Origin of the sequence: Roseomonas alba (genome assembly GCF_019430885.1) — a bacterium.
Lineage (GTDB): Bacteria > Pseudomonadota > Alphaproteobacteria > Acetobacterales > Acetobacteraceae > Neoroseomonas > Neoroseomonas alba.
The window spans coordinates 1-23626 of the sequence record NZ_JAHYBZ010000002.1 but is presented as its reverse complement, the minus strand read 5'-3'; the positions used below and the strand labels follow the sequence as shown (position 1 = coordinate 23626).

Here is a 23626-nt window from a genome sequence, read left to right as displayed (position 1 = left end):
GGCGGCCGTTTCGCAACCGTGCGGCGCCGTCAGTTTGAACGGCGCCGCACGGGCTTGCAGCAGCCTCTCAATCCGCCGGCGCGCCGGCGGCCACCCAGGCGAGGAGCTTGGCGCGTTCCTCCTCGGTGATGTCGGTCATGTTGCCCGGCGGCATGGCCTCGGTCTGCACCTGCTGGCGCAGGGCGGCGGCCCAGCGACGGATCTGGGACGGCGTCTCGAACATCACGCCCTTGGGCGGGGCTGCGAAGCCGTCCATGGTCGGCCGCGCGGCGTGGCAGGCAACGCAGCGGGTCGCGACGATGGTCTGCACCTCGGCGAAGGCCGGCACATCGGCCAGGTCGCCATGCGTCGCCTTCGGCGCCCCGGTCCAAATGAGCAACGCCACCACCGCCGTCGCGGCGGCCGGCAGCCACACCGCGTTCTTCCCCTTCTGGCGCAGCACGAAATACTGCCGCACCAGGGCGCCGGACAGGCCGATCGCCAGCAGCACCACCCAGTTCCAGCGCGACTGGTAGGTCATCGGGTAGTGCGGCGAGATCATGATGAAGATGACCGGCAGCGTCAGATAGGTGTTGTGCACGCTGCGCTGCTTGGCCCAGCGGCCGTCCTGGGCATCGGGTGGCTCGCCCTTCTGCATCGCGGCGACCATCCGCTTCTGGCCGGGGATGATCACCATGGCGACGTTGGCGGCCATGATCGTGCCCGTCATGGCGCCGACCTGCAGGAAAGCGCCGCGCCCACCGAAGACGTGGCAGGAGATGAAGGCGACCACCGCCAGCGCCGCCGCGCCGATGGCGCCAAGCTTCACCTCGTCATCCCCGAGCTTCGAGCGGCAGACCAGGTCGTAGCCGACCCAGCCGCCCGCCAGCAGCGCCGCGCTGATCAGCACCGCGGCCCAGGCCGGCATGTCGATCACACCCGGATCGACCAGATAGGTCCCTGCCTGCCCCCAATAGATCAGCACGAACAGCGAGAAGCCGCTGATCCAGGTCCAATAGGCTTCCCATTTGAACCAATGCAGCTTCTCCGGCAGTCGTTCCGGCGCCACCAGGTACTTCTGCTTGTGGTAGAAGCCGCCGCCATGGACCGACCATTGCTCGCCGGCGACGCGGGGATTGCCGTCCTTCGCCGGGTCCAACTGGTTGTCGAGGCCGATGAAGTAGAAGGATGTCCCGATCCAGGCGATGCCGGTAATCAGGTGCAGCCACCGCAGCAGCAGGTTGGCCCATTCCGACAGATAGGCTGCGTCCATGAAGTCCCCCGCGCGGCTTTCCCCGGCCGCTGCGGTGCAGCATGCCGAAGCGAATGGCTGCGCTGCAAGGGGCGGGGTTGTCTCGCAGGCGCGAAGGGCGCAGGTAACCCGCCCTCTTCGACAGACCACGGCCTGACATGTCCCCCACGCGCCTTTCGCTCCCCAAGGACAAGATCCGCATCCTGCTGCTCGAGGGCATCTCGGACAGCGCGATCGACCGCCTGGCCGAAGCCGGCTACGCCACCGTGAAGCGGGAAGCGAAGGCGCTCGACGGCGCGGCGCTGATCAAGGCGATGAAGGGGGTGCATATCCTCGGCATCCGGTCCCGCACCCAGGTCACGGCCGAGGTGCTGGCCGCCGCCGACCGCCTTTTCGCCATCGGCTGCTTCTGCATCGGCACCAACCAGGTGGCGCTGGACGCCGCGGCCGATCGCGGGATCCCGGTATTCAACGCGCCCTTCTCCAACACACGCTCGGTCGCGGAGCTGACGCTCGGCGAGATCGTCATGCTGATGCGCGGCATCTTCCCGAAATCCGCGGCCGCGCACCAGGGCGGCTGGGACAAGTCGGCGGCGAATTCCTGGGAGGTACGCGGCAAGACGCTCGGCATCGTCGGCTACGGCAATATCGGCAGCCAGCTCTCCGTGCTCGCCGAGGCCTTCGGCATGCGGGTGATCTACTGGGACCGCACCGGCAAGCTGCCGCACGGCAATGCTCAGCCGGCCGCCTCGCTGCACGCGCTGCTGGCCGAGGCCGATGCCGTCACCCTGCATGTGCCCGAGACGCCGGACACCAAGGACATGATCGGCGCGGCCGAGATCGCCGCCATGAAGAAGGGCGCGGTGCTGATCAACAACGCCCGCGGGACCATCGTCGACCTCGATGCCCTGGCGGCTGCGCTGCGCGCGGGGCACCTGCTCGGCGCGGCGGTCGATGTCTTGCCGGTCGAGCCGTCCGGCAAGGATGAGCGTTTCACCACCCCGCTGCAGGGCCTGCCGAACGTCATCCTGACCCCGCATATCGGCGGATCGACCGGCGAGGCGCAGTGGCGCATCGGCGAGGAAGTCTCCCGCGCGCTGATCGAGTTCTCCGACACCGGCACGACGATGGGCGCGGTGAACTTCCCGCAGGTGCAGCTTCCGGCACGGCCGACCGGCGCGCGCTGGGTGCACATCCACCGCGACGCGCCCGGCATTCTGTCCCGCATCAACGAGAGCTTCGCCAAGCGCGGTCTGAACATCTCCGGGCAGTATTACCAGACGGCCGGGTCGATCGGTTACGTGGTGGTGGACAGCGTCGAGGCCCGCAAGGACGCGGAAGCGATCCTGGAGGAGTTCCGGGAACTGCCGGGGACGATCCGGGCGCGGCTGATCTACGAGCGGACGTGAGGTGATCGGAGGGGCGACACCCCTCCCATCGCCCTTACCGGATCGGCGGACTCCAGAGCAGCCCGCCCGCGTTCCACAGCGCATTCGGCCCGCGCGGCAGCCCGACCTGGCTGTGGGCGCCGAGGTGGCGATCGTAGATCTCGCCGTAATTGCCCACCGCCTTGATGGCGTTCAGCAGCCAGGCGCGGTCGAGCCCGACCGCGGGGCCCAGATCCCCGGTCCGCCCGAGCAGCCGCTGCACCGCCGGCCGGTCGCTGCTCGCCGCGAGCTGCGCCGCGTTCTCCCGCGTCACGCCGAGTTCCTCCGCCTCGATCAGGCCGAAGACGACGAATCGGACGATGTCGAACCACTGGTCGTCGCCCTGGCGCACGGCGACGGCATAGGGTTCCTTGCTGATGCGTTCGGGAAGCAGGCGATGCGCGGCGGGATTGGTGAATGCCGCGCGCACCGCGGCAAGCTGGCTGGAATCCGCCGTATAGGCATCGCAGCGGCCGCTCTCATAGGCGATGCGCGCCTCGTTCTTGTCGGCGAAGACCACGGGTTGGAAGCGGAGGTTAGTCGCGCGCGCCCAATCCTGCATGTTCAGCTCATGCGTGCTGGCCGCAACGATGCAGATGGATGCACCGTCGAGCTGGCTGGCGTGCTCGATGCCGCTGTCCGCCTTCACCAGGAAGCCCTGGCCATCCATGAAATAGGGCGCGGTGAAGTTCAGCCCGTTCACCGCATCGCGCAGGAAGGTCCAGGTGGTGGTACGGGACAGCACGTCGATCTGCCCGCCGGACAGGGCGGCGAAGCGCGTCTGCCCGGTCAGCGGATGCCAGGCGACCTTGCCCGGGTCGCCGAGCACCGCCGCCGCGACGGCCCGGCAGATATCGGCATCCATTCCCTGCCAGACGCCCTGGCTGTCCGGCTGGCTCCAGGCCGGGTCTCCGGTGGAGACGCCGCAATCGAGCACGCCGCGCGCGCGGATGGCAGACAGGGTCGTACCCGGCTGCTGCGGCGCAACGTTCTGCGCAAGCGCGGGTACTGCCAGCACAAGGCCCAGCAGAAGCGCGGTGGTCCTGATCATGGTTTCTTTTCGGGTCAGCAGAAGTTGCACCGCGCCGATGCCTCCAAGCACAACGACCGCAATGCCGAAGCGGGCGATGTCGGGCATGAAATGCCCGAAGGCCGCCAGCAGCCCCGCCGTGCCGAGGACGATGCGCACCATCGGCCCCAGGGGACGCATCAGGTATCCGGCATAGGCCGAGGTAATCAGCAGGAGCGCCATCACCTGGATCAGCACGGCATAGCCGATGGCGAAGGCACCACCACGCAGCATGATCCCCGGATCGTAGAGGAAGGCGAATCCCACCGTGAAGCCGGCGATGCCGAAGCGCGAGGCATGCAGGCTGGCGATGGTCGGGCTCGCCTTGGCGATGGCCGCCGCGGCGAAGGCCGAGGCCGCAACGGGTGGCGTCGCGTCGGCAATGACGGCGAAGTAGAAGATGAACAGGTTCGCCTGCAGCAGGTCGATCCCGAGCGGCCGCCCGAGTTCGAGAAGCTGCGGCACGCCGATCGCCGCGGCGATGATGTAGGATGGCGTGGTCGGGATACCGAGGCCAAGCACCAGCACGGTCAGGCACAGCATGAGCGCGAGCAGGCCGAAATTGCCGCCGGCGAACTCCTTGATGATGCCGCCGAAGGCCACGACCATGCCGGTCGCCGTCAGCACCGAGACGACGACGCCCGACGCGGCGATGGCGACGGCCAGCGGCGCCATGGTCAGGCCGGCATTGGTCAGCGCCTCGAAGACCTGGCGCCAGCCCATGCGCGTACGCTTGCGCAGCAGGGACACGGCGACCATGGCGAGCGTCGCGCAGAAGGCGGCGTAGTTGCCGGACCAGCGCTCCATCATCAGGTAGACGAGCAGCGCGATCGGCAGCACCAGATGGACATCGGCCAGCACTTCGCGCCAGGTCGGGATGTCCTGCAGCGCCATCGGCTGCACGCCGATCCGCTTCGCCTCGAAATGCACGGCGGCGAGGATCGCGAAGTAATACAGCACTGCGCCGATCGCCGCGGCGACCAGGATGTCGCCATAGGGGATGTTGGTGATCTCGGCCATGACGAAGGCCGCGGCCCCCATCACCGGCGGCATCAGCGCCCCGCCGACCGACGCCGCGCTTTCGATCCCGGCGGCGACCGCCGGCTTGTAGCCGATGCGCACCATCAGCGGGATGGTCATCGCGCCGGTGGTGATGACGTTCGACACGGAAGACCCGCTCATCGTGCCAAACAGGCCCGAGGAGACGACTGCGACCTTGGCCGGCCCGCCAGTGTAGCGCCCGGCGACGGCCGCGCCGAAATTCGCGAAAAGCCGACCGGTCCCGCTGCCCTGCATGAAGGCGCCGAACAGGATGAAGACGGCGATGGTGGTCGCGACGATTCCGGTCAGCGGGCCATAGACACCGCCCGCCGTCGGCACGAGCCAGGCTGCCTCCATGATCTCGGCCGTGGTGAAGACGCGGGTGTTGAGCACGCCCGGAAGCCAGTGCCCAATGAACATGTAGAGCAGGCAGCCCGCCGTCATCCAGGCGAGACCCGGTTCCACCGCGCGGCGGATCGCCTCGAGCATCGTCACCATGCAGAGGATGGCGAGACCCATCATCAACGGCGTGAAGGGGTCGACATATTCCATGCGGTCATTGACCGCATCGGCATGGAGGAAGACCCAGAAATGCGGCACCGCTGACGCGATCGCCCAGGCCCAGTCCGCGACGCTCGGCCGGTGCTCCGGCGACCGTCCCGGAAAGGCCGGGTAGAGCAGGAACAGGGGCGGGGTGAAGACCAGCAGGTGCAGGCTGCGGATGGTGATCGGCTCCGGGAACCCGAAGCCGCCCCAGTAGAGATGGACGGCCGCCCAGAAGGCGAGCCATCCGAAGATGCTGGTCCTCAGCCAGAAGGGAAGTTCGCGCACCGCGCTCTCCTCAGCCGCGAAGGCGGTGCGCGGCGGTCATGCCGGCGGGTTCACGCCGGCGGCGCGGAAGGCCGCGATGGCACCGGGATGAAACGGCACGCCGCGGTAGTTCACCGCCTTGGCCGGCGTCCAGCCCGCCATGGACGGGTGGATGGTCGCGAGGCGCTGGCCCTGGTTCTTGATCAGCGTCGCGGTGATCTTCTGGACGATCTCCGCCGGGATGGATTCATTCACCACGATCACGCTGTCCATCAGCGTCACCGGGATCGTGCCGTCCAGCAGGTCCGGATAGTCGGACTTCTGGAGCGTGCCCTCGGCATAGGCAAATTCGTCGATCAGGTGCTTGCGGATGTCGTCAGGGAACGCGGTCAGCCGGCCGCCGCGGCGCCCCTGGGCGATCTCGGTCATCAGCGCCGCCGGCTTCGCGAGCGCGACATAGAGGTAGTCGACCTGGCCGTCATTATAGGCCGAGCCGATGTCGGTATAGGACCCGTTGAGATAGCGCCCGCCTTCCGAACGGATCTTGTCGGGGCTCGACCCGAGGAACTTCAGGATGCGCTGCAGCGTCATCTCGTCGGTCGATGAACGCTGCGGCGCGCCGATCTTGAGGCCGCGCTGCGTCAGGATGCCGCGCATGTCGGTCGGGCCCGCATCCTTCGTGCGCAGCAGCAGGTGCTCGGTCGGCGAATAGCCGGTGCCGAGGCAGCGGATCTTCTCGTGCTTCGCGGAATAGGGCTCGGTGCCCTTCACGGCGGAGGCGGAGAAGGTGTCGATGCCCCAGCCGATCTGCGACTGGCCGTTGTTGATGCGCGTGGGGTTGGCAAGACCGCCGCCCGGCACCACGCGGATCTGGACGTCGGGGTTCTCCTCGCGGATCAGGGAGGAGAGGCCGGCGGCCATGGTGTACCAACCGCCACCCACCGAGCCCGCCACCCATTCGAGGGTGGTCTGCGCCGCAGCGGTGCGGATGAAGGGCGTGGCGAGAGCCACGCCGAGAGAGCCGCGCGCCAGAGCGCGCCGACCGATGAAAAGGGTCATTCCCAGCCTCCTGAGCCTCCAGACCGTGGCATAAGAACAGGCTTGCCCCCCCGCCGCAACGCCACTGCAACGCATGGATCACGGGCGCGGACAGGCAAGCTGTGTGCCAATCACGTACCCATGGCGATGGCCGCGCGGGAATGCGAGGCTGAGGCCTTCACGCAAGGGGAGAACCGTGATGCAACGCAGAACGATCCTGCTTTCCGGCGCGGGGCTCGCTCTCGGCCGCCCTGCTCTCGCGCAGGGCACCGCGGCGCATACGCTGCGCTTCATTCCACAGGCCGACGTCACGGCGGTGGACCCCATGTCCACGACCTCCTACGCCGTTCGCGACCACGGGCACATGTGCTGGGACACGCTCTACGGGCTCGACACGGATTTCGTGCCGAAGCCGCAACTCTGCGAAGGCCATGTGGTGGAGGATGACGGCAAGCGCTGGGTCTTCACCCTGCGCGAGGGGATTCGCTTCCACGACAACGAACCGATCCGCGCAGCCGACGCGATCGCCTCCATCCGCCGATGGGCGCAGCGCGATTCGCTCGGCCAATCGCTGATGGAACGCGTGGTGGAAATGCGCGCACTCGATGATCGCCGCTTCGCCATCCTGCTGCGCACTCCATTCGGGCCGATGCTCGATGCGCTGGCGAAGCCTTCCTCCTACCCCTGCTTCGTCTATCCGCAGCGCTTCGCGGAGGTCGATCCGGCCCGCCCCTTCACCGAGGTCGTCGGTTCCGGCCCCTACCGCTTCGTGGCCGACGAAAGGCTGTCGGGCGCGCGCGTCGTCTATCGGCGCTTCGACGGATACCGGCCCGCCCCGGCCGCGCCCTCGCTGCTGGGCGGCGCGAAGATCGCGCATTTCGAGCGCATGGAATGGCGCATCATGCCCGATTCCGGCACCGCCGCGGCGGCGATGCAGGCGGGCGAGATCGACTGGTGGCAACAGGTCGTCCCCGACCTGCGCCCGGTGTTGCGCCGCTCGCGCGACATGGTGCTGGAGCGCGTGGATTTCGGCGGGCTGATGGCGATGCTGCGCTTCAACCATCTGCATCCGCCCTTCAACGATCCCGCCATCCGCCGCGCGCTGCTGCACAGCGTGAACCAGGCGGATTTCATGACCTCGATCATGGGCGACGACCGGTCGCTGTGGTCCGACGGGATGGGCGTCTTCCCGCGCTCCTCCCCCCTCGTGAACGATGAGGGTCTGAGCGTGATGACCGGACCGCGCAGCACCGACGCCGCGCAGGCCGCGCTGCGCGCGGCGGGCTATGCCAACCAGAAGGTCACGGTCCTGCATCCGACCGACGTACCGAACAACAACGCACTGACCACCGTGCTGACCGACACGATGAAGCGATCGGGGCTGAATGCGGAAAGTGCGACGTCCGACTGGGGCACGGTCCTGCAGCGGCGCGCCAACCGCAATCCACCGGACCAGGGCGGATGGAACGCGCTGGTCGTGCTGTTCGGCGGCATCGACCTCGCCAATCCCGGCCAGCACCCGCTCCTGCGGGCGAATGGGCTGAACGCCTGGTTCGGCTGGCCGACCAGCCCGGAACTGGAAGCCCTCCGCGAGGAATGGCTCGCCACCGGCCCGCTGCCTGGGCAGCAGGCGGTGGCGCGGCGCATCCAGGCGCAATTCTGGCAGGACCTGCCCTTCATTCCGCTCGGCCAGTACTTCATCGACAGTGCCTGGCGGCGCGACATCTCCGGCGTCCAGAAGGGTCTGGCACTGCCGATCAACGTGCGGCGCGGATGAGGTCCGGGGAGGGCCGGGCCCTCTCCGGCCTCCTTCACCACCCGCGTTGGATCGGCGGCTTCACGCTGATGCCAGGCGAATACCCCGGCAGCCGCGGCGGCGTCGCCGGCGGCCGCGGCTGCGGCTGCGAGGCGCGCGACCCGGCCGAGGAGGATTCCGCCTGCGGCGGCGGATCCGGCGGCGCGGGCGGCGGCAGCACAGCCACCGGCGGCGGGCCCGGCGGCTGTTGCGGCTGAGGTGGCGCCTGGGGCGTCACGGCGACGGGCCGCGGCTGCTCCGGCTGCGGCGCCGCGGCGCTGGGCGGGCCGCCGGCAGCCCGCGCGGCGGCGAGAACCTCCTCCCGCAGGCGGTCGCGCGGCGGCAGGCCACGATCGCGGGAATCCGCCGCGTGGCGGGACGCGACGTCCAGGTAGGGCCGCAATTCCGGCACGCCCCGGGTCTCGGCCTCGCGCGCCACGACGCCGGCCTCGGTGGTGAGCGTGGCGCGATCGGCCGAACGCCCGAGATCCGCGACGATGCGCGCATAGCCATCCAGCGCGAGTTCCCGTTCGACCCGGAGCTGTTCCAGCGCCGTCGCCCATTGGCGGCGCATCTCGGGGCTCGACTGCACCACATCGGCGCCCGACAGCAGCGGCTGGATCCCGTCCATCCGCCGCTGCGACTGCCCCGCCGCGCGCGCCAGCACCGCCGCCCCTTCGAGCTGGGCGCGGATGCCGGCGCGTTCCTGTTCCAGGCGCTGGCGCTCGGCCGCCATCATCCCGGCCTCCAGGCGATCGAGGCCCTGGCGCAGCCGCGGATCGGCGCCCTCGCGCAGCGCGGCGATCTGGCGGCGGGCGTTCTCGGCCTCGGTGCCGGTGGCGCGGCTCTCGGCCTCGAAGGCGCGGTTCAGGGCCTCGACGCGGCGCAGGCTGGTGCTGACGGTGGCAGCGAGCACCACGCGGAATCCGACCGTCGGCAGCCGCGTGGGCTGGCCGTCGGCCGTGTCATAGGGTGGGATCTCGATGCGCAGGGAGGAGCGCAGCGCGGCCTCCGGCGTGCGGAAATCGCCGCCCTTGACCACCACGCCGCCGGCTTGGCCATGCATGCGGCCGACGCGCACGGCATGGAAGGGTTCCAGCACGAATTCGCCGACATTGCCCAGGATGTCGTGCAGTCCAAGCGGATTGGGCTCCAGCATGCCGATCGGCTGGGCGCGGCCGGCGGCCGAGCGCGGCCCCTGGAACCAGGCATAACGCGAAGTTCCCTCGGGCATCGGGAAGGCGCGGCCGAGGAAATCCAGCTCGGCGACAGCAGCACCGCCACGCGCGGCGTATTCCCATTCCTCCTCGGTGGGCAGGCGGACGAAGGCGGGGGTGCCGTCCGCCTGGGGCAGGCGCGCTGCGGCGTTGCGCAGCAGCCAGGTGGTGTAGCGCTGGGTGAAGGCGACGGCATCGAACCAGGACAGGGTCGCCGCCGGCAGGCGCCCGGCGGCGGAGGCGGTCGGGCAGCGCGGTTCCATCACCGCGGCATACTGGTCGCGCGTGACCTCGTATTTGCCGATCCAGTAGAGCGCGCCGTCGCGGCCTTCCTGGGTGAAGGCGCCGGCGACCGCCTCGCGTCGGGCGAATTCCGCCACGCCGCCTGCGGGATCCGTCGTGCCGAGCGTGACGGGCCGGTCGTCCAGCGCGCCAGGACCGGCGGGCGTCTCCACGGGACGGAAGGCCATGGCGCCGCCGCAGGGCATGGGCAGGACCAGGTCGCCATCGGCGGCGCGCGGATTGGTGAAATCCGTCGACCAGGGCGCCTGCGCCAGGGTGGGCGTGGCGATCAGGCAGGCCAGCAGCGTCGCGATGCGGCGCATCATCCCTCCGCCAATCCTTCCGCCGGCGCGACAGCGCCCGCGCGCAGTCCCGCCAGCACCGAGGCCACCAGCGCGCCGACCAGGGTCACGGCCGCCGCCGCAAAGCCCATCGCCGGGGTGAGCAGGCAGACCGGCCGATCCCCGGTCACGCTGCCAGCGAAGGCGCGATTCAGCACGCCTGCCACGCCCGCCGCCACGATGAAAGCCAGCGCCGCCCCGGCCAATGCGACGGCCGCCGCCTGGATCAGCGGCAGCCCCAGCAGCGCGCGCCGCTTGAGCCCCAGCAGCGACAGCAGCGCCAGGTCCCTGCGCTTGCGCTCCACCTGGGCCCAGAGGCCGACGCCCAGGCTGACCAGATACCCCACGCCCCCCGCCCCCGCGATGGCGGCGAAGAGCAGCGCGAGATTGTGGTCGAGGCGCAGCAGGCCAGCCACGGCCTCGGCACGCGAAGCGACCTCGATGCCCGCCAGGCGCAAATCCCGATCGAGCGCGGGCACGTCCTCGAGCCGCGCAGCATAGAGGCGGAACCCGGCGAAGGGGCGCTGCCGCGCTTCCGTCTCGCTCATCGGCCGGGCCTCGGGGCCGACGGTGCCGTCGAGGAAATCCTCGGTCAGCAGCAGCACAGGCACGGTGGCGAAGGCGGCATCGCGCGTGGCGGCGGCGATCGGGGCGATGCCGCCGACGCGCATGGACAACGTCAGGATCTCCCTCTGCACGCCGCGGCTGCGCGCGACGGAGGCGAGAACCGGGTCGCCCGCCCGCAGCCCGAGGCGCTGTGCCGCCGTGATGGACAGGATCAGCGCGTCCGGGTCGATGGCGCCGTATCCCGGCAGCAGCGGATCGCCGGGCGCGGTCGGCAGAAGCTCCACGCGCTGGCCGCTGCCCTGGCGCGCGGGGTTCTCCAGCACGATGGTCGCCGACAACGCCCGGGTGCGCGGCACCAGGAACGCGATGCGCGGATCGGCGCCGAGGCGCGCGAACAGCGCCGGTTCCAGCGTCCGGTTGACGACGGAGACGACTTCCCGCGCCCGGGGGTCTTCCAGCAACTCCGCCCGCAGCCCGGCGACGACGCCCTGGCGAAGGCCGAACAGGACGATCAGCGGCGCCAGCACCGCCGCGCAGCCCAGCGCAGAACAGAAGAACAGCACCTTCTCGTGCCAGATATCGGCCAGCGCGAGTCGGAACATGATCAGGCGGCCTCGGCCAGCGGCAGGCGGGCGAAGACCGAACGCGCGATGCCATCCGCGCCCGGCGCGTGGGTGGTGCAGCGCAGGATGGGATAGCCGGCGGCCGCAGCCCGGTCCGGGTCATGCGTCGCGACCAGCAGGGCCGCGCCGGCCGCGGCGCATTCGCGTTTCAGCAGGGCCAGCACCGCATCGGCGAGTTCCGGATGCACCGAGGCCGTGGGCTCGTCGGCCAGCACCAGGGCCGGGCGGTGGGCCAGCGCACGCGCGATGGACACGCGCTGCCGCTGCCCGACCGACAGCGCGGCCGGGTGCTTGGAAAGCTGCGGGGCGATGCCGAGATCCTCCGCCAGGGCGCGGATGCGCGCGGCGTCCTCGCGCCCTGCGATGCGCTGGGTCAGCGCGATGTTCCCCGCCACCGTCAGATAAGGCAGCAGCCCGCCCGTCTGCGGCACCACGCCGATGCGGCGCGCGCGCAGTTCCGCCAGTGCGTCCCGCCGGCCTTTGCGCCACAGCAGCGCGATGTCCGCACCATCGAAGGTGAAAGCGCCCGCATCGGGCGGTGCCGCGAGCGCCAGCATCATCAGCAGCGTGGACTTGCCGCTGCCCGAGGGGCCGGCCAGCGCCAACGCCTCGCCGGCCGCCAGGTCGAATGTCGGCACCTCCAGCGCGAAGGGCGCCGCATCCCCGCGATAGGCCTTGGTCACGCCCCGCAGGGACAGCAGGGATGTCACGGAAGCTGTTCCAGGGGTACCGGGAAGAAGGCCTCGCCACCCGGGCGGCCGTCCAGCGTCACCCACAGATCGGGGCGCGCGGCGAATTCCTGATAGAGGCGCAGCTTGGTCTCGATGCCGTTGATCAGCTCGCGCTGGGCCGCGGCCCCCATGGCGAGCCATTCCTGCTCGGACAGCTCCATCACCTGGGACTGATAGGGCAGTCCGTCGAGATACTCCCCGAGCGCCTGACCGACGCGCGCGAGATTGCCGAGCCGCGCCGGATCGCGCGCCGTCGCCGCGAAGGCCGCGCGCAACTGCCCGAAGAAGGAGCGCGGATCGGATCGCCCCGCCAGCCCCGCATCGAGGATGCGCGTCAGCGCCTGCGACAGGTCCGAGAGCTGGTTGCGCGTCAGCAGCACGCGGACATCGAGTGCCGCGACCGTCGGGTCGCGCAGGTCGCGATCGGTGGTGAAGGACCGCACGACGTCGGGCGCCGTCGTGCCCCCTTCCCGCCCGAGATAGGCGAGCCGCATTGCCGTGCTGACGATCTGCACCTGCTGGGCGATGCGTTCGGCCGCGGGCGTGCGGGCAGGCTCGACGCCGCCGATCGGCCGGCCGACCGTATCCGCCACCGAGCGGAACAGCGCGTTGGTCAGGTTGTTCACCACCTGCCCGAAGGCCGGCGGCGTGCCGCCCTCCACCGGGAAATACAGCGACCCCGCCGCCCCGGCGCGCGTCAGTTCCGTGTATTGCGCGCGCGCATGGGCGTGGTTCGCGCGGCCCTCCGGCGTCAGCAGGTGGATCGCGAACAGCGCGATGCCGCGCGCTTCCGCCAGCGCCTTGATCTCGGCGATGCCGAGCCGCGTCTGGGACTTCGGATCGGTCGCATCCAGCGCGCCCGCATCGGTGATGAGCACGACATAGCGCCCGCCGAAGCCCGACCAGTCCACCTGGTCGATGGCGACGCGAAGCCCGGCGATCGCATCCTCGTCGAAGCGTTCGGTCGGGACGGTCGCGGCGCGAACGGTCGCCAGCGCCGGCAGGATCGCCGCCGGCGGCTGCGACAGGTCCGGCGAGGCCACCAGCCGCGTGACGTATTCGAGCTGCGGGCGCGACGAGATATCCGCGCGATAGGCCACCATGCCGAAGCGGAAATTGTCGCGCACCGCGGTATCGCCGATGCGCGCGATGATGCGGCGGATCGCCTCCCGCGTCGCATCGATATGCGCCTGCATGGAGATGGTGGAATCGATGACGAAGACGACCGCGCCGCGGAAGTCGCGCAGCCGCGCCGGATCGGCCTGCTGTGGCGCCTGGCGCAGTTCCGCGGGGGCCGAGATCACCTCCAGTGCACGCATTTGCGTTCCGTCGCGGCGCTGGATGGTCTCGGCCCCGAGGATCGGCAGCAGGTAGAAGTTGCGCTGGATGTCGACGAAGGTTTCGGGTTCCAGCGCCACCACAGGGCTGCCGGCCTGACCGGCCGAGGCACGCAGCGCCGTCGCCTGCTGTTCCATGTCGGGCGCGGCGAGCAATTCCCGCAGCGCGGGCTCGTCGCGCAGGAACATGGTGCGCTCGCGCCCGGCCGGATTCGTGAAGGCGCCGATCATGGTGTGGCGCCAGTCGATGGCGCGGTCATCGCGCACCCAGCCCTCGGTGCGGCCATCGGCGTCGCGGCCGATCTCGATCCATCCGTCGCGGCGGGCATAGACATGCGCCACGGTGAAACCCGCGATGGGCGTTCCCTGTGGCGCGCCGGGCTGCGCATGCAACGTCGCGCCGGGGCGCAGGATCACGCGCTGGAACAGCGTCGTCTTGCCCGGGATCAACAGGGGCTGGCGTGCGGGGCGCTGCGCCTGCGCCGCGATCGGCAGCGCGACGGTTGCCAGCAGGACGAGGCGGCGCGAGGTCATGGCCAGAAATCCCTGATGGTCAGCGGCGCGTTGAAATCGCCCTCGCGCGCCCGGTCATCGAGCCATTGCCGCAGCCGCGCGCGGGGTTCGGCGGCGGCGGTGTCCCCGCCGGCGACGGCATCCCGGTACAGCCGTGCGGCCTGGCGCGGGTCGGGGTCGCGGAAGGGTCGGCCGGGCGCGAAGCCCACCGGGTCATAGAGCCGCGCGAGGCGCGTCAGCGCGGATGCATTGCCCGCGCGCGCCGCCGCTTCCCACAGCAGCAACGCATCGTCGTAGCGGCCTGTCTCGTAGCGGCGGGAGGCTTCCTCGGCGATGGCGGCAGGGGAAGCCGCGCGTTCGATCACCTCGGCGACCGTCAGGCCGTCGAGGCTCGCCGGAGCCTGGGGTTCGGCCTGCGGGCGGACCGGCGGCAGGGTCGGCGGCGGGTTCGGTTGCGGCAGCGCGGGCGGTGGCGGTTCGCGGCGCAGCGGTTCCGGGGCGATCTCGATCGGGTCGGTCGGTTCCGGTGCCGGCGGCGCGGGCCGTTCGCGGCAATAGAACCACCACCAGGTCCCGCCTCCGGCTGACGCCAGCAGCAGGACGGCCAGGAGAATCCAGGGCCAGACAGCGCGCTTCGTCGCTGACACCGGCTGCGGCACGGACAGCGGCGGCGGCGGTGCGGCGCGCAGTGGCGCCATGGTGATGGTCGCGTCCGGATCGTCGATCGGCAGCGGCGGCGGCGATGCCAAGGGCGGCGGCGCCGGCCGCACCGCCGGCGGCGGCACGGCGATGGTGTGGCCCGACCCGCCATGCAGCGGCGGCACGTCGGGCCAGAAGAGCGGCGCCTCGATGCCCGCGGAAGGCAGGCGGAACTGCACCGGCCCGGCCTCCAGCCAATCCACCACATGCGGGCCGAGATAGAGCCGCACGCCCTGCGGCGAGGGCTCCACGCGATCAGGCGCGATCAGCGCGTCGCTCACCTGCCAGCCCTCGGGGCCGAGCGTGCCCTTGGCCCAGCCCTCCCGCAGGATGCGGAAGCGCGGATCGGGCGGCGGCGCGCTCACACCCTGCAGCAGGATGATGGCATGGCCGCCTTCGGGATGGGCGGGATCGGCGGCGGCGCGGACCGCGATCATGCCGCCTGGCCAAGGGCGCCGAGGATCTTCCCGAGCCGCGCATTCTCCACCACGTCGACCTCATGCCCGCCGGGCGCGGTCACATTCTCCTCGGCGAGGCGGGAGAAGGCGCTGATCCAGTCGACGTGATACTGCTTGTCGTAGGGTTCCGGCTGCGGACCGAGATGCGGCATGCCGTTCACCGGCGGGCGCGGTGCGAAGACGGCGCGGTCCGTACGGCCGGCGCGCGGGCGCTGGTCCACCGGCAGATCGGCGTAGCCCAGCGTATAGACGTAGCGGTTCACGACACCCTCGGCGACCATGACCGGCTTGGACGCGGACTCGCTCAGCTTCTGCCGATAGGACGCGGCCTCGCGCAGGCGCTGCGCGATGCGCGCGGACAATCCGGTGCGCCGCGCGCCGGCGCCGATCTGCGCGACCAGCGCGGCGGCGGCATCGCGCGGCAGCTTCAACTGCTCGACCGTCTCGGGCTCGGCCGCGCAGCGATGCATCTTCTCCATCCACTCGGCGACGGCGAGGTCGGCATAGCGTTCGAAGGCATCGCGGGCGCGGTGTTCGCCCTGCGCCGCCGGCGCGACCAGGTCGCCGAGTTCGGCGAGGTAATCTTCCTCCCCGGCCCGCGCGCCGACGGGCGCTTCCTCCTCCGGTTCCATCTGCATGCGCCACCAGGCGGAAGTCAGTTCCTCCGGCGTCACCTGCAGGCTGCGGATCATGCGCCCGAAGGCCTGGGCCGAGGCGCAGGCGACCAGGGCGCGGCTGACCACGCGCGCTTCCTCCCGCCGCTTCGCCAGTTCCGCGGTCAGGTCGCCCGAATGCCAATAGGGCGACAGCCGCCCCGCCATGTCGCCGCGCAGGGCCTCCAGCCGCGCCGCGATCTGCCCGCGCTTGATGGCCGGATCGCAGACCGGGCGCAGGCTCTCAGCGAGGAAGGAGATGCCGCCATCGTTCAGCGTCATCGCCGCATCCCAGGCGCGTTCGGGATCGGCGAAGTGGCGGCGGGCGTCGTCGTTGGAGACGAATTCCTCGCGCAGCCGCGCGATGCGCGGGGCTTCGGCGGCGCGCGGCGCGGCCTCCCTGCCCTGCTCGTCATAGTCGAGAATGTGCTTCGCCGCGACGTTGGGATTGCGCAGCCAGTAGGTGTTGGCGAAGGGCCGCCCGGCCGCCCAATTGTGCGGCCAATCATATTCCTTGCCGAAGAAGTCGAGCAGCGAGGCGTTGAGCCGGATGGTCCAGCGGCTGCCGGTGCCTTCCGTCGCGCCCTTCTTCTCCTCGAATTCCGTGTCGAACTTGGTCAGCACCAGGAACAGCGCGTTGCGGTGGCGCGCGCGTTCCTCCGGCGTCACGCCCAGCGTGCCATCCACCCAATCCTTGATCATCCGCGGCAGGGTGCGGACTTCCTGGTTGGACGGGCCGATGCAGAGGAGCATGGAGGTGATCTCCTGCTCCGCGCAGTAGCGCTGATACAGATACGCCACCTTGCCGCGCAGGAAGAGGCCCGGCAGCTTCCCCTTCTCCGACAGGAAGCGACCCGGCTGGGTCAGCTTCTCGCGCGACCGCGCGCCGGGGAAGTCGAGCAGGTCGGTGACCTCGAAGAAATCCCAGGGCTTGTCGCGCAGGGCGATGGTCAGTTCCGCGACCAGCGCGGCCAGGGCCGCACGTGGCAGCATTGCCTGGCGCCCCGCGCGCGTGCGCACGGCGAGCTTGCCATCCGCCGGATCGCCAAGACCGGCGAGCGTGCGCACGTCGATGATGGACGTCTCGCGCGGCGACAGCGCATCGAGCGGCGCAAAGGCCTCGGCCGCAAAATCGAGCGCGGCGAGCGCGACGAGCAGTTCCTTCGCTGCATCGGTGAAGGCGTCGTGCCCGTTCCACAGGATGGAGAAGAAGGCGGCGCGCTCGGCGACCGGCAGGCGCGGCGCGATCGACGCCGCCTGGGTCCAGAAGGCCGAGCCAAGTCCAGGGATCAGCGGATGGCCGCGGAACAGGCCCTCGAAATACTCGCGGAGGTCATCGACATCGTCGTCGGTCAGACGGTCGATGGCCTCGGACCCGGCGCGCGCGGCGAATTTCGTGCAATGCGACTGCACCAGTTCCGGCGAGGGGATATCGACTTCCGCCGGGTCGAAATCTTCCAGGAAGGTGTTGCCGAAGATCTTGATGACATCGGTCTGCGACAACAGCCGAAGCGCGACCGGATGCCCCGGTATGGTCGAGGGCGGGCGCAGCGTGAAGCGGGTGACGAGCCCCGTCGCCTCCTGCCCGCCTTCGGGGTTGATGTCGCGCACGAAGTCCAGCGCGGCGCCATCGAACATCGCGGTGACGGGTTCCTGCCCACGGCGGGCCAACGCGCTGATCAGATAGGACTTGCCCGACTGCGACGGCCCGAACACCGCGACGCACATCGGCCGTTCGGCAGCGGCTTCCAGCTTGCGCGCGCGGCGGGCGAATTTGCGGAAGTCGCGGGCGATCGCCTGCGCTTCCTCCCGCACCTTGGCGCGGTTGTCGGCGAGCCACGTGACGGCCTCGGACGCGGCTTCCGCCGTGCCGCGAGCCGCGGCCGCCAGCGCGGCGTCTGAAGACGTATCCAGCCTCATGCCATCCCCACCACGCCGGTATCGCGCCAGTATCCGGCCTCTGACTTCATCGTCTGCAAGCGGATCTCCACATCGGTGCGCCGCAGGCCGGTGCCTTCCGCGTCCTCGATCTCTTCGACCTTGAAATCCTCGCGCTTCTCTTCCTGGCCGGCGGCGTCCGGGTCGATATCGGCGCGGCGTATCTTCACACGCAGCGGCAGACGGTAGCTCGGAACACTTTCAGGGTTCGTGAATTCCACCGCATAGAGCGACGTCGCCGGCCAGCGTTCGATCGGCAATTGCCGGAAGCCAAGGAAGGTCGGCGCGGCGAAGGACATGGTGAAGGTGACCTCGTCCCCCGGGTTCACCCGCTTCTCCAGATCCACTTCGGACAGCAGCACGCCCTGCTCGCGGATCTGGCCGGAAATCTCCATCCGCCCGATGAAGCGCGCGGTCGATTTCATCGACAGTTGCGAGGTGCGCATGAGGAAGGATTCCAGCCGCCCTTCCGCCAAAGCACACAGCATCGCACCCACCGCCGCGCTGGTCTTGGGGTCCTCGATGCGCGCATTGGCGTCGCGGAACGGATACCAGCCGCCGACGGCATAGCGGTGCATGCCGATGATGCGATGCGGCGGCACCGGCGACTTCGCCAGCACGATATCCGTCACTGCGCGCAGCCGCGACGGCCGGCCCGACAGCAGCAGCACGTCGCAATCGTAGTGCCAGACGACCTCGCACAGATCGGCCAGGACCGGTCCGAGCGTCGCCTGCACCACCGCCTCGACACGGCGCGCATCGGCGGCGATCTCGACATCCTGGATCGCGAAGGCCCGCGCGCCGGCCTGGCGCGCCGCCGTCTCGAAGAAGGCGATCGCACGGGGATTGGCGGGCTGCGCCTCGGCGTCGAGAACGGCGCGGATGGTGGCGCGGAAGACCTCACCCATCTCGCGGCCTTCGATGCGTTCATAGGCGTGCAGCACGGCCAGGCCGACCGGTTCCAGCACCTGACTGACGAATTGCCGGCGCAGATGGCGTTCCACCTCGGATTGCCCGCCACGATCGCCACCCAGCGTCTGGCGCAGGAAGGCGTTGGGGTCCGACATGCCGGCGGTCCGCAGCGCATCGGCCACCTGCGGCAGGACGATGTGCGTGATCAGCCCTTCCAGCACCTCGTCGCCGGCGATCTTGAAGCCTTCGCGGAATTCCTGGCGCGGGACGATGGTGTCGCGGTTCTCGACGCTCCACGTCACCACCATCAGGTCGGTCGTGCCGCCGCCGATGTCGATGGACGCCACGCGCAGGCAGGGATTCGGCCCGCGTTCCGGCCGCACGCGGCCGGCGAGTTCGAACATCCCCTGCGCATCGCCCTGCAGGCGCTGGGTGATCTCGGTGTAGAGCCAGACCACCTGGGTCGCCGTCGCCTCATCGAGGTTCAGCAGCACGCGCGGTTCCGGCGGCGCCGCCTGCCCGGCCTCGGTCCAGCCGAGCAGGTCCCAGGCGAGCTTGATGGCACCTTCCGCCCGCTCGCGCAGGATCTTCTGCTCCGCCAGAGGCATCGCCGGCGGCAGGGTCAGGATTACGCGGCGCAGCCTTCGCGGGACATCGGCGAAGCGCCGCGCCGCGCGCGTCGCCGGCGCGTTGATCTGGCTGACCGCCTGCATCAGCAGTTCCGCCAGCAGGAAGGAATACATCGACGACCGCGAGAACCGTGCCCGCACCGCCGGCTGCCCGCGCCCGCGCAGCATGCGCAGCGCCTCGCCGGTCTCGGTCACATGCGCCATGAACGGACCCGACACGGGCGGTTCCGTCGTCACGCCATCGGATGCGCGGCCGTTAAACCGCCAGCCCTGCACATTCGGCCGGCGGTCCCACAGATACCGCTTGGGGCTCGAAATCCCCGTCGCGCCTTCATTGCCCTGCGTCGCCGCCGCCAGCCGCATCGCCTCTGGTCCCACGCGCACAGGGGACGGCCAGCGGAAGGCATTCGCGCGCCCCGACCGCCGCGAAATCGCATCGCGCCCGAACGCACCGACCGCGAATTCCACGCGGCTCTCGAAGGGCCGCGCATAGATCAGTTCCGGCCGCGACAGGTCGCGCAGCGCCAGCACCGAGGAATTGTTCAGCGACGGCGCGTCCTGGCTTTCCTCGACCAGCAGGCCGCAGGTCCGCGCATTGCCGACGTCCAGCACCAGATCGACATTGATCGGCGCATAGCCGCGGTTATCCGACACGACATCCACCAGCCGCACCCGCGGCAGGATGCCGATGCCCTCCAGCAGGCCCAGGAAGGACAGGTACCGCGCCCAGTGTTCGGCGACGTGGGGGAAGTCCTCGGGGCGCAGGGCGCGCCCGCCGCGCTGCGCCTGGCGGAGTTCCCGGAAGCCTTCCTCAAGCCACTGCCCGACCCAGGATTCGTTGAGGAACCAGGCGTTCTCGGCATGGCTGAAGACTGGAGCGAATTCCTGCTGGCGCGCGGAATCCTCCGGCGCCGGCGCGACATAGGGCCGTTCCGGCACGCGCGGCATCAGCGCCGTGTCGAAGGCCAGCACCAGCCGGTGCGACCGCCCTTCCGCGTCGCGCTGCGGGAACTCGGCGATATAGGCCCGCGCCCAGTTGGACGGGCCGCGGTCATAGACCTCCTTCCCATCCGCCCCGCGCGCATGGACGCGGAAATAGGGCAGCGGCACCCATTTGTTCAGGAAGGGTTCCATCGCCTGGGCGCGGGAGATGGAATAGGTCTCCTCCGCCAGCGGCACCTGCCGCGTCACCGGATCGGCGAGCTGTCCGTCCTCATCCGGTTCCAGCACGCGCAGGATGGTGGGGGACTTGCCCTCATGGTCCACTTGCTCGCGCAGCGTCTCCTCCCAATAGGAGCGCGCGCCGCGCGGCAGCCGGTCGATGTCGAAGTCGATGTCGAGGAACTGGATGCCGGAGGACGGCACCAGGCTGATCAGGCCGGCAAAGGTCGTGCTGCTCATGGACATGGGTATCCTCGCCGAGGAGTGTGCCGCAGCGCAGCGCAGCGCGCCAATCCGGCATTGCAGGCCCGGTGCCGCATCAACGCACCGGGCAGTTCAGGCGGTAGCGCCAGCGGGTATTCGCGAAGGGTCCGATCACCACGACCTCGACGACATAGTCATTGCCCTGGGGCTGCCAGTTGAAGCCGATCCGCCCGCGCCCGCTGACCATGCCCGGCGTGCGCGCCAACACGCGGCCGCGATAGCGGACCTCGATGCTGTCCGGCACGGTCTGGGTGTCGTAATCCACCGTCACCGGCCCGGCCTGCGGCCCGAGGAAGTGGCGCGTCCGCGTCTCGCCCGCCCCGCCCGACTGGGTGTCCACGTTGCAGGGCTGGGTGCCCGGCGGCGGCGTGGGCGGCGGTTCCGGGCGCGGCGGCGGCTCGGGCGGCGGCGGGGGCGGTTCCGGCGGAGGCTCGGGCAGCGGGTCCTGCCGCGGCGGCTCGGGCTGCGGTTCGGGCGGGCGCTGCGGCTCGGGCGGCGGTGGCGGTTCCGGCGCGCGCGGGATCGGGCAGGACAGGCGCCGGCGGCCGAGATCCTCCTCCAGCCGCGCGAGCTCGGTGCGCAGATCGCGTTCGCTGCGCTCCGCATCCACCAGCCTGGCCAGGGCTTCGAGGTCGCCCTGCGCGGCGACGCAGGTCGTCTCGGGCGGGGTCAGGAACCGCCAGGCCAGCATCGGCCCGAGCAGCCCCGCCAGCAGCGCGATCAGCGCCAGCGCCGCGAAGGCGGCGAGCCACACGCCCCAGGGCCGGCGCGGCGGCGGCGCCCAGCGCACGCCATCGTCGAAGCGCGCCAGCAACCCGAGCGACCCCGGCGCGGCCGCGCCGACATGGCCCCAGCCGGCCAGCACCGGCCGCCCATCCACGGCGAAGACCAGGTCGAAGGACGGGATCTCCGCGATCGCCGGCCATAGCCGCGCCAGGGCGCCGCCGCCCTGCGCAGCCTGGCGCTCCGCCTCCCGCCGCAGGTCGGACAGGATGCGGCCGGCCTCGGCCATCAGCGCCGCACGGGACGCGGCATCGAGATCGGCGTAGCGCGCCATGCGCCCGCCTTCCGCACCCCAGGCAAGGCCGCCATCCTCGGCGACGGGGATGGCGAACAGCGCGGCATGGGCGGGCGACAGGCGCGATGCCTCGGCCTGCAGGGCGGCGAACGCCTCGGCGGGCGGCGCCGGCAGCAGCGGGCGCAGATCCTGCGCGCGGGTCGCGGTCAGCCGAAGCATGCGCGCGCTCCACGGTCCAGCGGAGGGGCACTGCCCCTTCGAACCACTCCGCCAAGGGCCGAAAGGCCTTTGGAGACCTCAACCTGGCGCTTTGCACCACGGTCGGCATGGATGCCCGAACCCGCACTCGCGCAGGAAGGGCGCACGTCGCGCCCAACACCGGGTGCCGGCGGTCCAGGCCATGCCATGGCCTGGCGGGGTGAGGTCTGGAGAGGGGCGGCGCCCCTCTCCGGCCCACAGTGGCGGTTCATGGCACCGTGAACTCCCCAACCACCTGGTCGCGCACGCCTTCCCGCGCCGTCCCGGTGATGACCCGATCCGGCTGCCCTTCCTGCCGCACCGTCACGCGATAGGGTGTGGTCGGCCGGTCCACCCGGTCGAAATAGTCGACCACGATGCGATAGCGGCCCGGCGCCGGGTTCTGGTCGAACACCACGTTCTCCACCGGCGTCCGCGTCGTCGGCCCGCCCGCGGCGTTGCGGTCGATGTCGAGCGCCCCGCCGCAGGCCGTGCGGTTGCGGAAGTCGATGCGCTGTCCGTTCGGGCAGATCACCGCCAGGTCGAGGTCGTTGCGGTCGTCCCAGGCCAGGATGACCTGCGTCCGCCCGCGCCGCGCGCCCTGCCGGTCGGCGCGGTCGAGGTCCGGGTTGCGCGGCGGCTCAGGCGGCGGCTGTTGCGGTGGGGGCTGCCGGGGCGGCGGCGGCGGTTCCGGCGGCCGGGGCGGCTCGGGCGGGCGCGGCGGCGGGGGTGGCGGTTCGGGCGGGCGGCAGAGCAGGCGGCGCTCGCCCGCCTCGGCCACGATGCGCGCCAGCTCGGCCCGCAGCGCACCCTCGCGCGCCTCTTCCTCGCGCAACACATCGAGGCTCGCGACCTGTTCCTCCGGGGCCACGCATTGCGCCTGCGGTGTCGCGAACCAGCCGAAGGGATCGCGCCACAGCAGCCACAGCGCGAGCAGCAGCACCAGCAGCGCCAGCAGGAAAGCCAGCAGCCAGGGCCAGATGCGCGCCCGCGCCGCCGCCGCCGCCGCGGGCGGTCCGACAATCGCCATCGGCGCGACCGGCTGCGGCATCATCTTCACGAGCAGCTCGCGCACCGCACCGGCCCCGGCGCGGGTGTGGCCCCAAGGGGCGAGCACCGGCACGCCGTCCCGCACGCGGATCGCGGAGGGGTCCGGGATCTCCAGCGCCAGGCGCAGCAATTCGCCAAGGAAGCGGTCGCCATCGCTCTTGGATGCGTGCAGCGTCTCGGCGGCCGCCTGGATCTCGGCGACCATGGGCATGAGCTGGGCCCGCACGGCGTCCTGCGCCGCGGGGTCGAGGTCGGTCAGCGGCACGGCCGGCCCGGTGCCGGGCGCATACCAGTCGATGCTGCCCTTTTCGGGGTCCGGATTCGGCTCGGCGAACAGGGCCGCGTGCCGGGGGGACAGCGCGCGCCGCAGATACTGCGTGAGCTGTTCCCAATGCTGCACCGCAAGCTGCCCGCCGACGCCCTGCGCCAGCAGGTCCCGGTTCAGCGTGGTGGCGATCAGGCTGTCGTCCACGATGGGCTCCCGCCTTGCCGGATCAGCGCGGCGCGGCCGGTGCGGCGGCCGGCGGGGTTGCGGGCGGCTCCGGCGCCGGGGCCGGCGGGGTGGCGGCGGGGGCCGGCGCGGGC

General features: G+C 70.9%; 14 protein-coding genes. 2 read left to right on the top strand and 12 right to left on the bottom strand.

All coding sequences use genetic code 11. The features are described from left to right. Nucleotides 1–67 precede the first annotated feature (67 nt). A complete protein-coding gene (locus KPL78_RS04510) occupies nucleotides 68–1252 on the bottom strand; it encodes a urate hydroxylase PuuD (RefSeq protein ID WP_219761731.1) in 1185 nt (394 codons plus the stop codon). A gap of 137 nt (nucleotides 1253–1389) precedes the next feature. Here KPL78_RS04510 and serA point away from each other — a divergent pair, with 137 nt between their 5' ends. Next, nucleotides 1390–2640 carry a phosphoglycerate dehydrogenase gene (gene serA / locus KPL78_RS04505; RefSeq protein ID WP_219761730.1) on the top strand — a complete coding sequence of 417 codons (1251 nt, stop codon included), beginning with the start codon at nucleotides 1390–1392 and terminating at the stop codon, nucleotides 2638–2640. A 34-nt stretch (nucleotides 2641–2674) separates the two neighbouring features. On the opposite strand, the gene KPL78_RS04500 is transcribed toward serA, so the two are convergent. Further along, nucleotides 2675–5599, bottom strand: a complete 2925-nt coding sequence (locus tag KPL78_RS04500) for a TRAP transporter fused permease subunit (protein WP_219761729.1) — start codon at nucleotides 5597–5599, stop codon at nucleotides 2675–2677. A gap of 36 nt (nucleotides 5600–5635) precedes the next feature. Continuing rightward, nucleotides 5636–6637 carry a TAXI family TRAP transporter solute-binding subunit gene (locus tag KPL78_RS04495; protein WP_219761728.1) on the bottom strand — a complete coding sequence of 334 codons (1002 nt, stop codon included), beginning with the start codon at nucleotides 6635–6637 and terminating at the stop codon, nucleotides 5636–5638. A 178-nt stretch (nucleotides 6638–6815) separates the two neighbouring features. Between KPL78_RS04495 and KPL78_RS04490 the strand changes: the two genes are divergently transcribed. Next, nucleotides 6816–8393, top strand: coding sequence for an ABC transporter substrate-binding protein (locus tag KPL78_RS04490; RefSeq protein ID WP_219761727.1), 1578 nt, complete (start codon nucleotides 6816–6818; stop codon nucleotides 8391–8393). Between the two features lie 34 nt (nucleotides 8394–8427). On the opposite strand, the gene KPL78_RS04485 is transcribed toward KPL78_RS04490, so the two are convergent. The 9 genes from KPL78_RS04485 to KPL78_RS04445 all read right to left on the bottom strand — a co-directional run bounded on the left by KPL78_RS04485 (nucleotide 8428) and on the right by KPL78_RS04445 (nucleotide 23513). After that, nucleotides 8428–10236: a formylglycine-generating enzyme family protein gene (locus tag KPL78_RS04485; RefSeq protein WP_219761726.1), complete on the bottom strand. Its 1809-nt coding sequence runs from the start codon at nucleotides 10234–10236 to the stop codon at nucleotides 8428–8430. Beyond that, entirely contained in the window at nucleotides 10233–11420 is a 1188-nt protein-coding gene (locus KPL78_RS04480) for an FtsX-like permease family protein (protein WP_219761725.1), read from the bottom strand. Before KPL78_RS04480 ends, KPL78_RS04485 begins: the two co-directional genes overlap by 4 nt. A gap of 2 nt (nucleotides 11421–11422) precedes the next feature. Further along, on the bottom strand, nucleotides 11423–12151 hold the full coding sequence (locus KPL78_RS04475; RefSeq protein WP_369412632.1) for an ABC transporter ATP-binding protein: 729 nt from the start codon (nucleotides 12149–12151) through the stop codon (nucleotides 11423–11425). Continuing rightward, nucleotides 12148–14043, bottom strand: coding sequence for a vWA domain-containing protein (locus tag KPL78_RS04470; protein ID WP_255568642.1), 1896 nt, complete (start codon nucleotides 14041–14043; stop codon nucleotides 12148–12150). Before KPL78_RS04470 ends, KPL78_RS04475 begins: the two co-directional genes overlap by 4 nt. Next, entirely contained in the window at nucleotides 14040–15158 is a 1119-nt protein-coding gene (locus KPL78_RS04465) for a hypothetical protein (RefSeq protein WP_219761724.1), read from the bottom strand. Before KPL78_RS04465 ends, KPL78_RS04470 begins: the two co-directional genes overlap by 4 nt. Further along, on the bottom strand, nucleotides 15155–17752 hold the full coding sequence (locus KPL78_RS04460) for a virulence factor SrfC family protein (RefSeq protein ID WP_219761723.1): 2598 nt from the start codon (nucleotides 17750–17752) through the stop codon (nucleotides 15155–15157). The genes KPL78_RS04465 and KPL78_RS04460 overlap by 4 nt, the downstream gene beginning before the upstream one ends. Then, the gene (locus tag KPL78_RS04455; protein WP_219761722.1) at nucleotides 17749–20712 is read right to left on the bottom strand and encodes a virulence factor SrfB; all 2964 of its coding nucleotides are present in this window, start codon (nucleotides 20710–20712) and stop codon (nucleotides 17749–17751) included. Before KPL78_RS04455 ends, KPL78_RS04460 begins: the two co-directional genes overlap by 4 nt. 79 nt (nucleotides 20713–20791) lie before the next feature. Beyond that, nucleotides 20792–21973 carry a hypothetical protein gene (locus KPL78_RS04450; RefSeq protein WP_219761721.1) on the bottom strand — a complete coding sequence of 394 codons (1182 nt, stop codon included), beginning with the start codon at nucleotides 21971–21973 and terminating at the stop codon, nucleotides 20792–20794. A 247-nt stretch (nucleotides 21974–22220) separates the two neighbouring features. Continuing rightward, the gene (locus KPL78_RS04445; RefSeq protein WP_219761720.1) at nucleotides 22221–23513 is read right to left on the bottom strand and encodes a DUF2135 domain-containing protein; all 1293 of its coding nucleotides are present in this window, start codon (nucleotides 23511–23513) and stop codon (nucleotides 22221–22223) included. Between the last annotated feature and the right edge of the window lie 113 nt (nucleotides 23514–23626).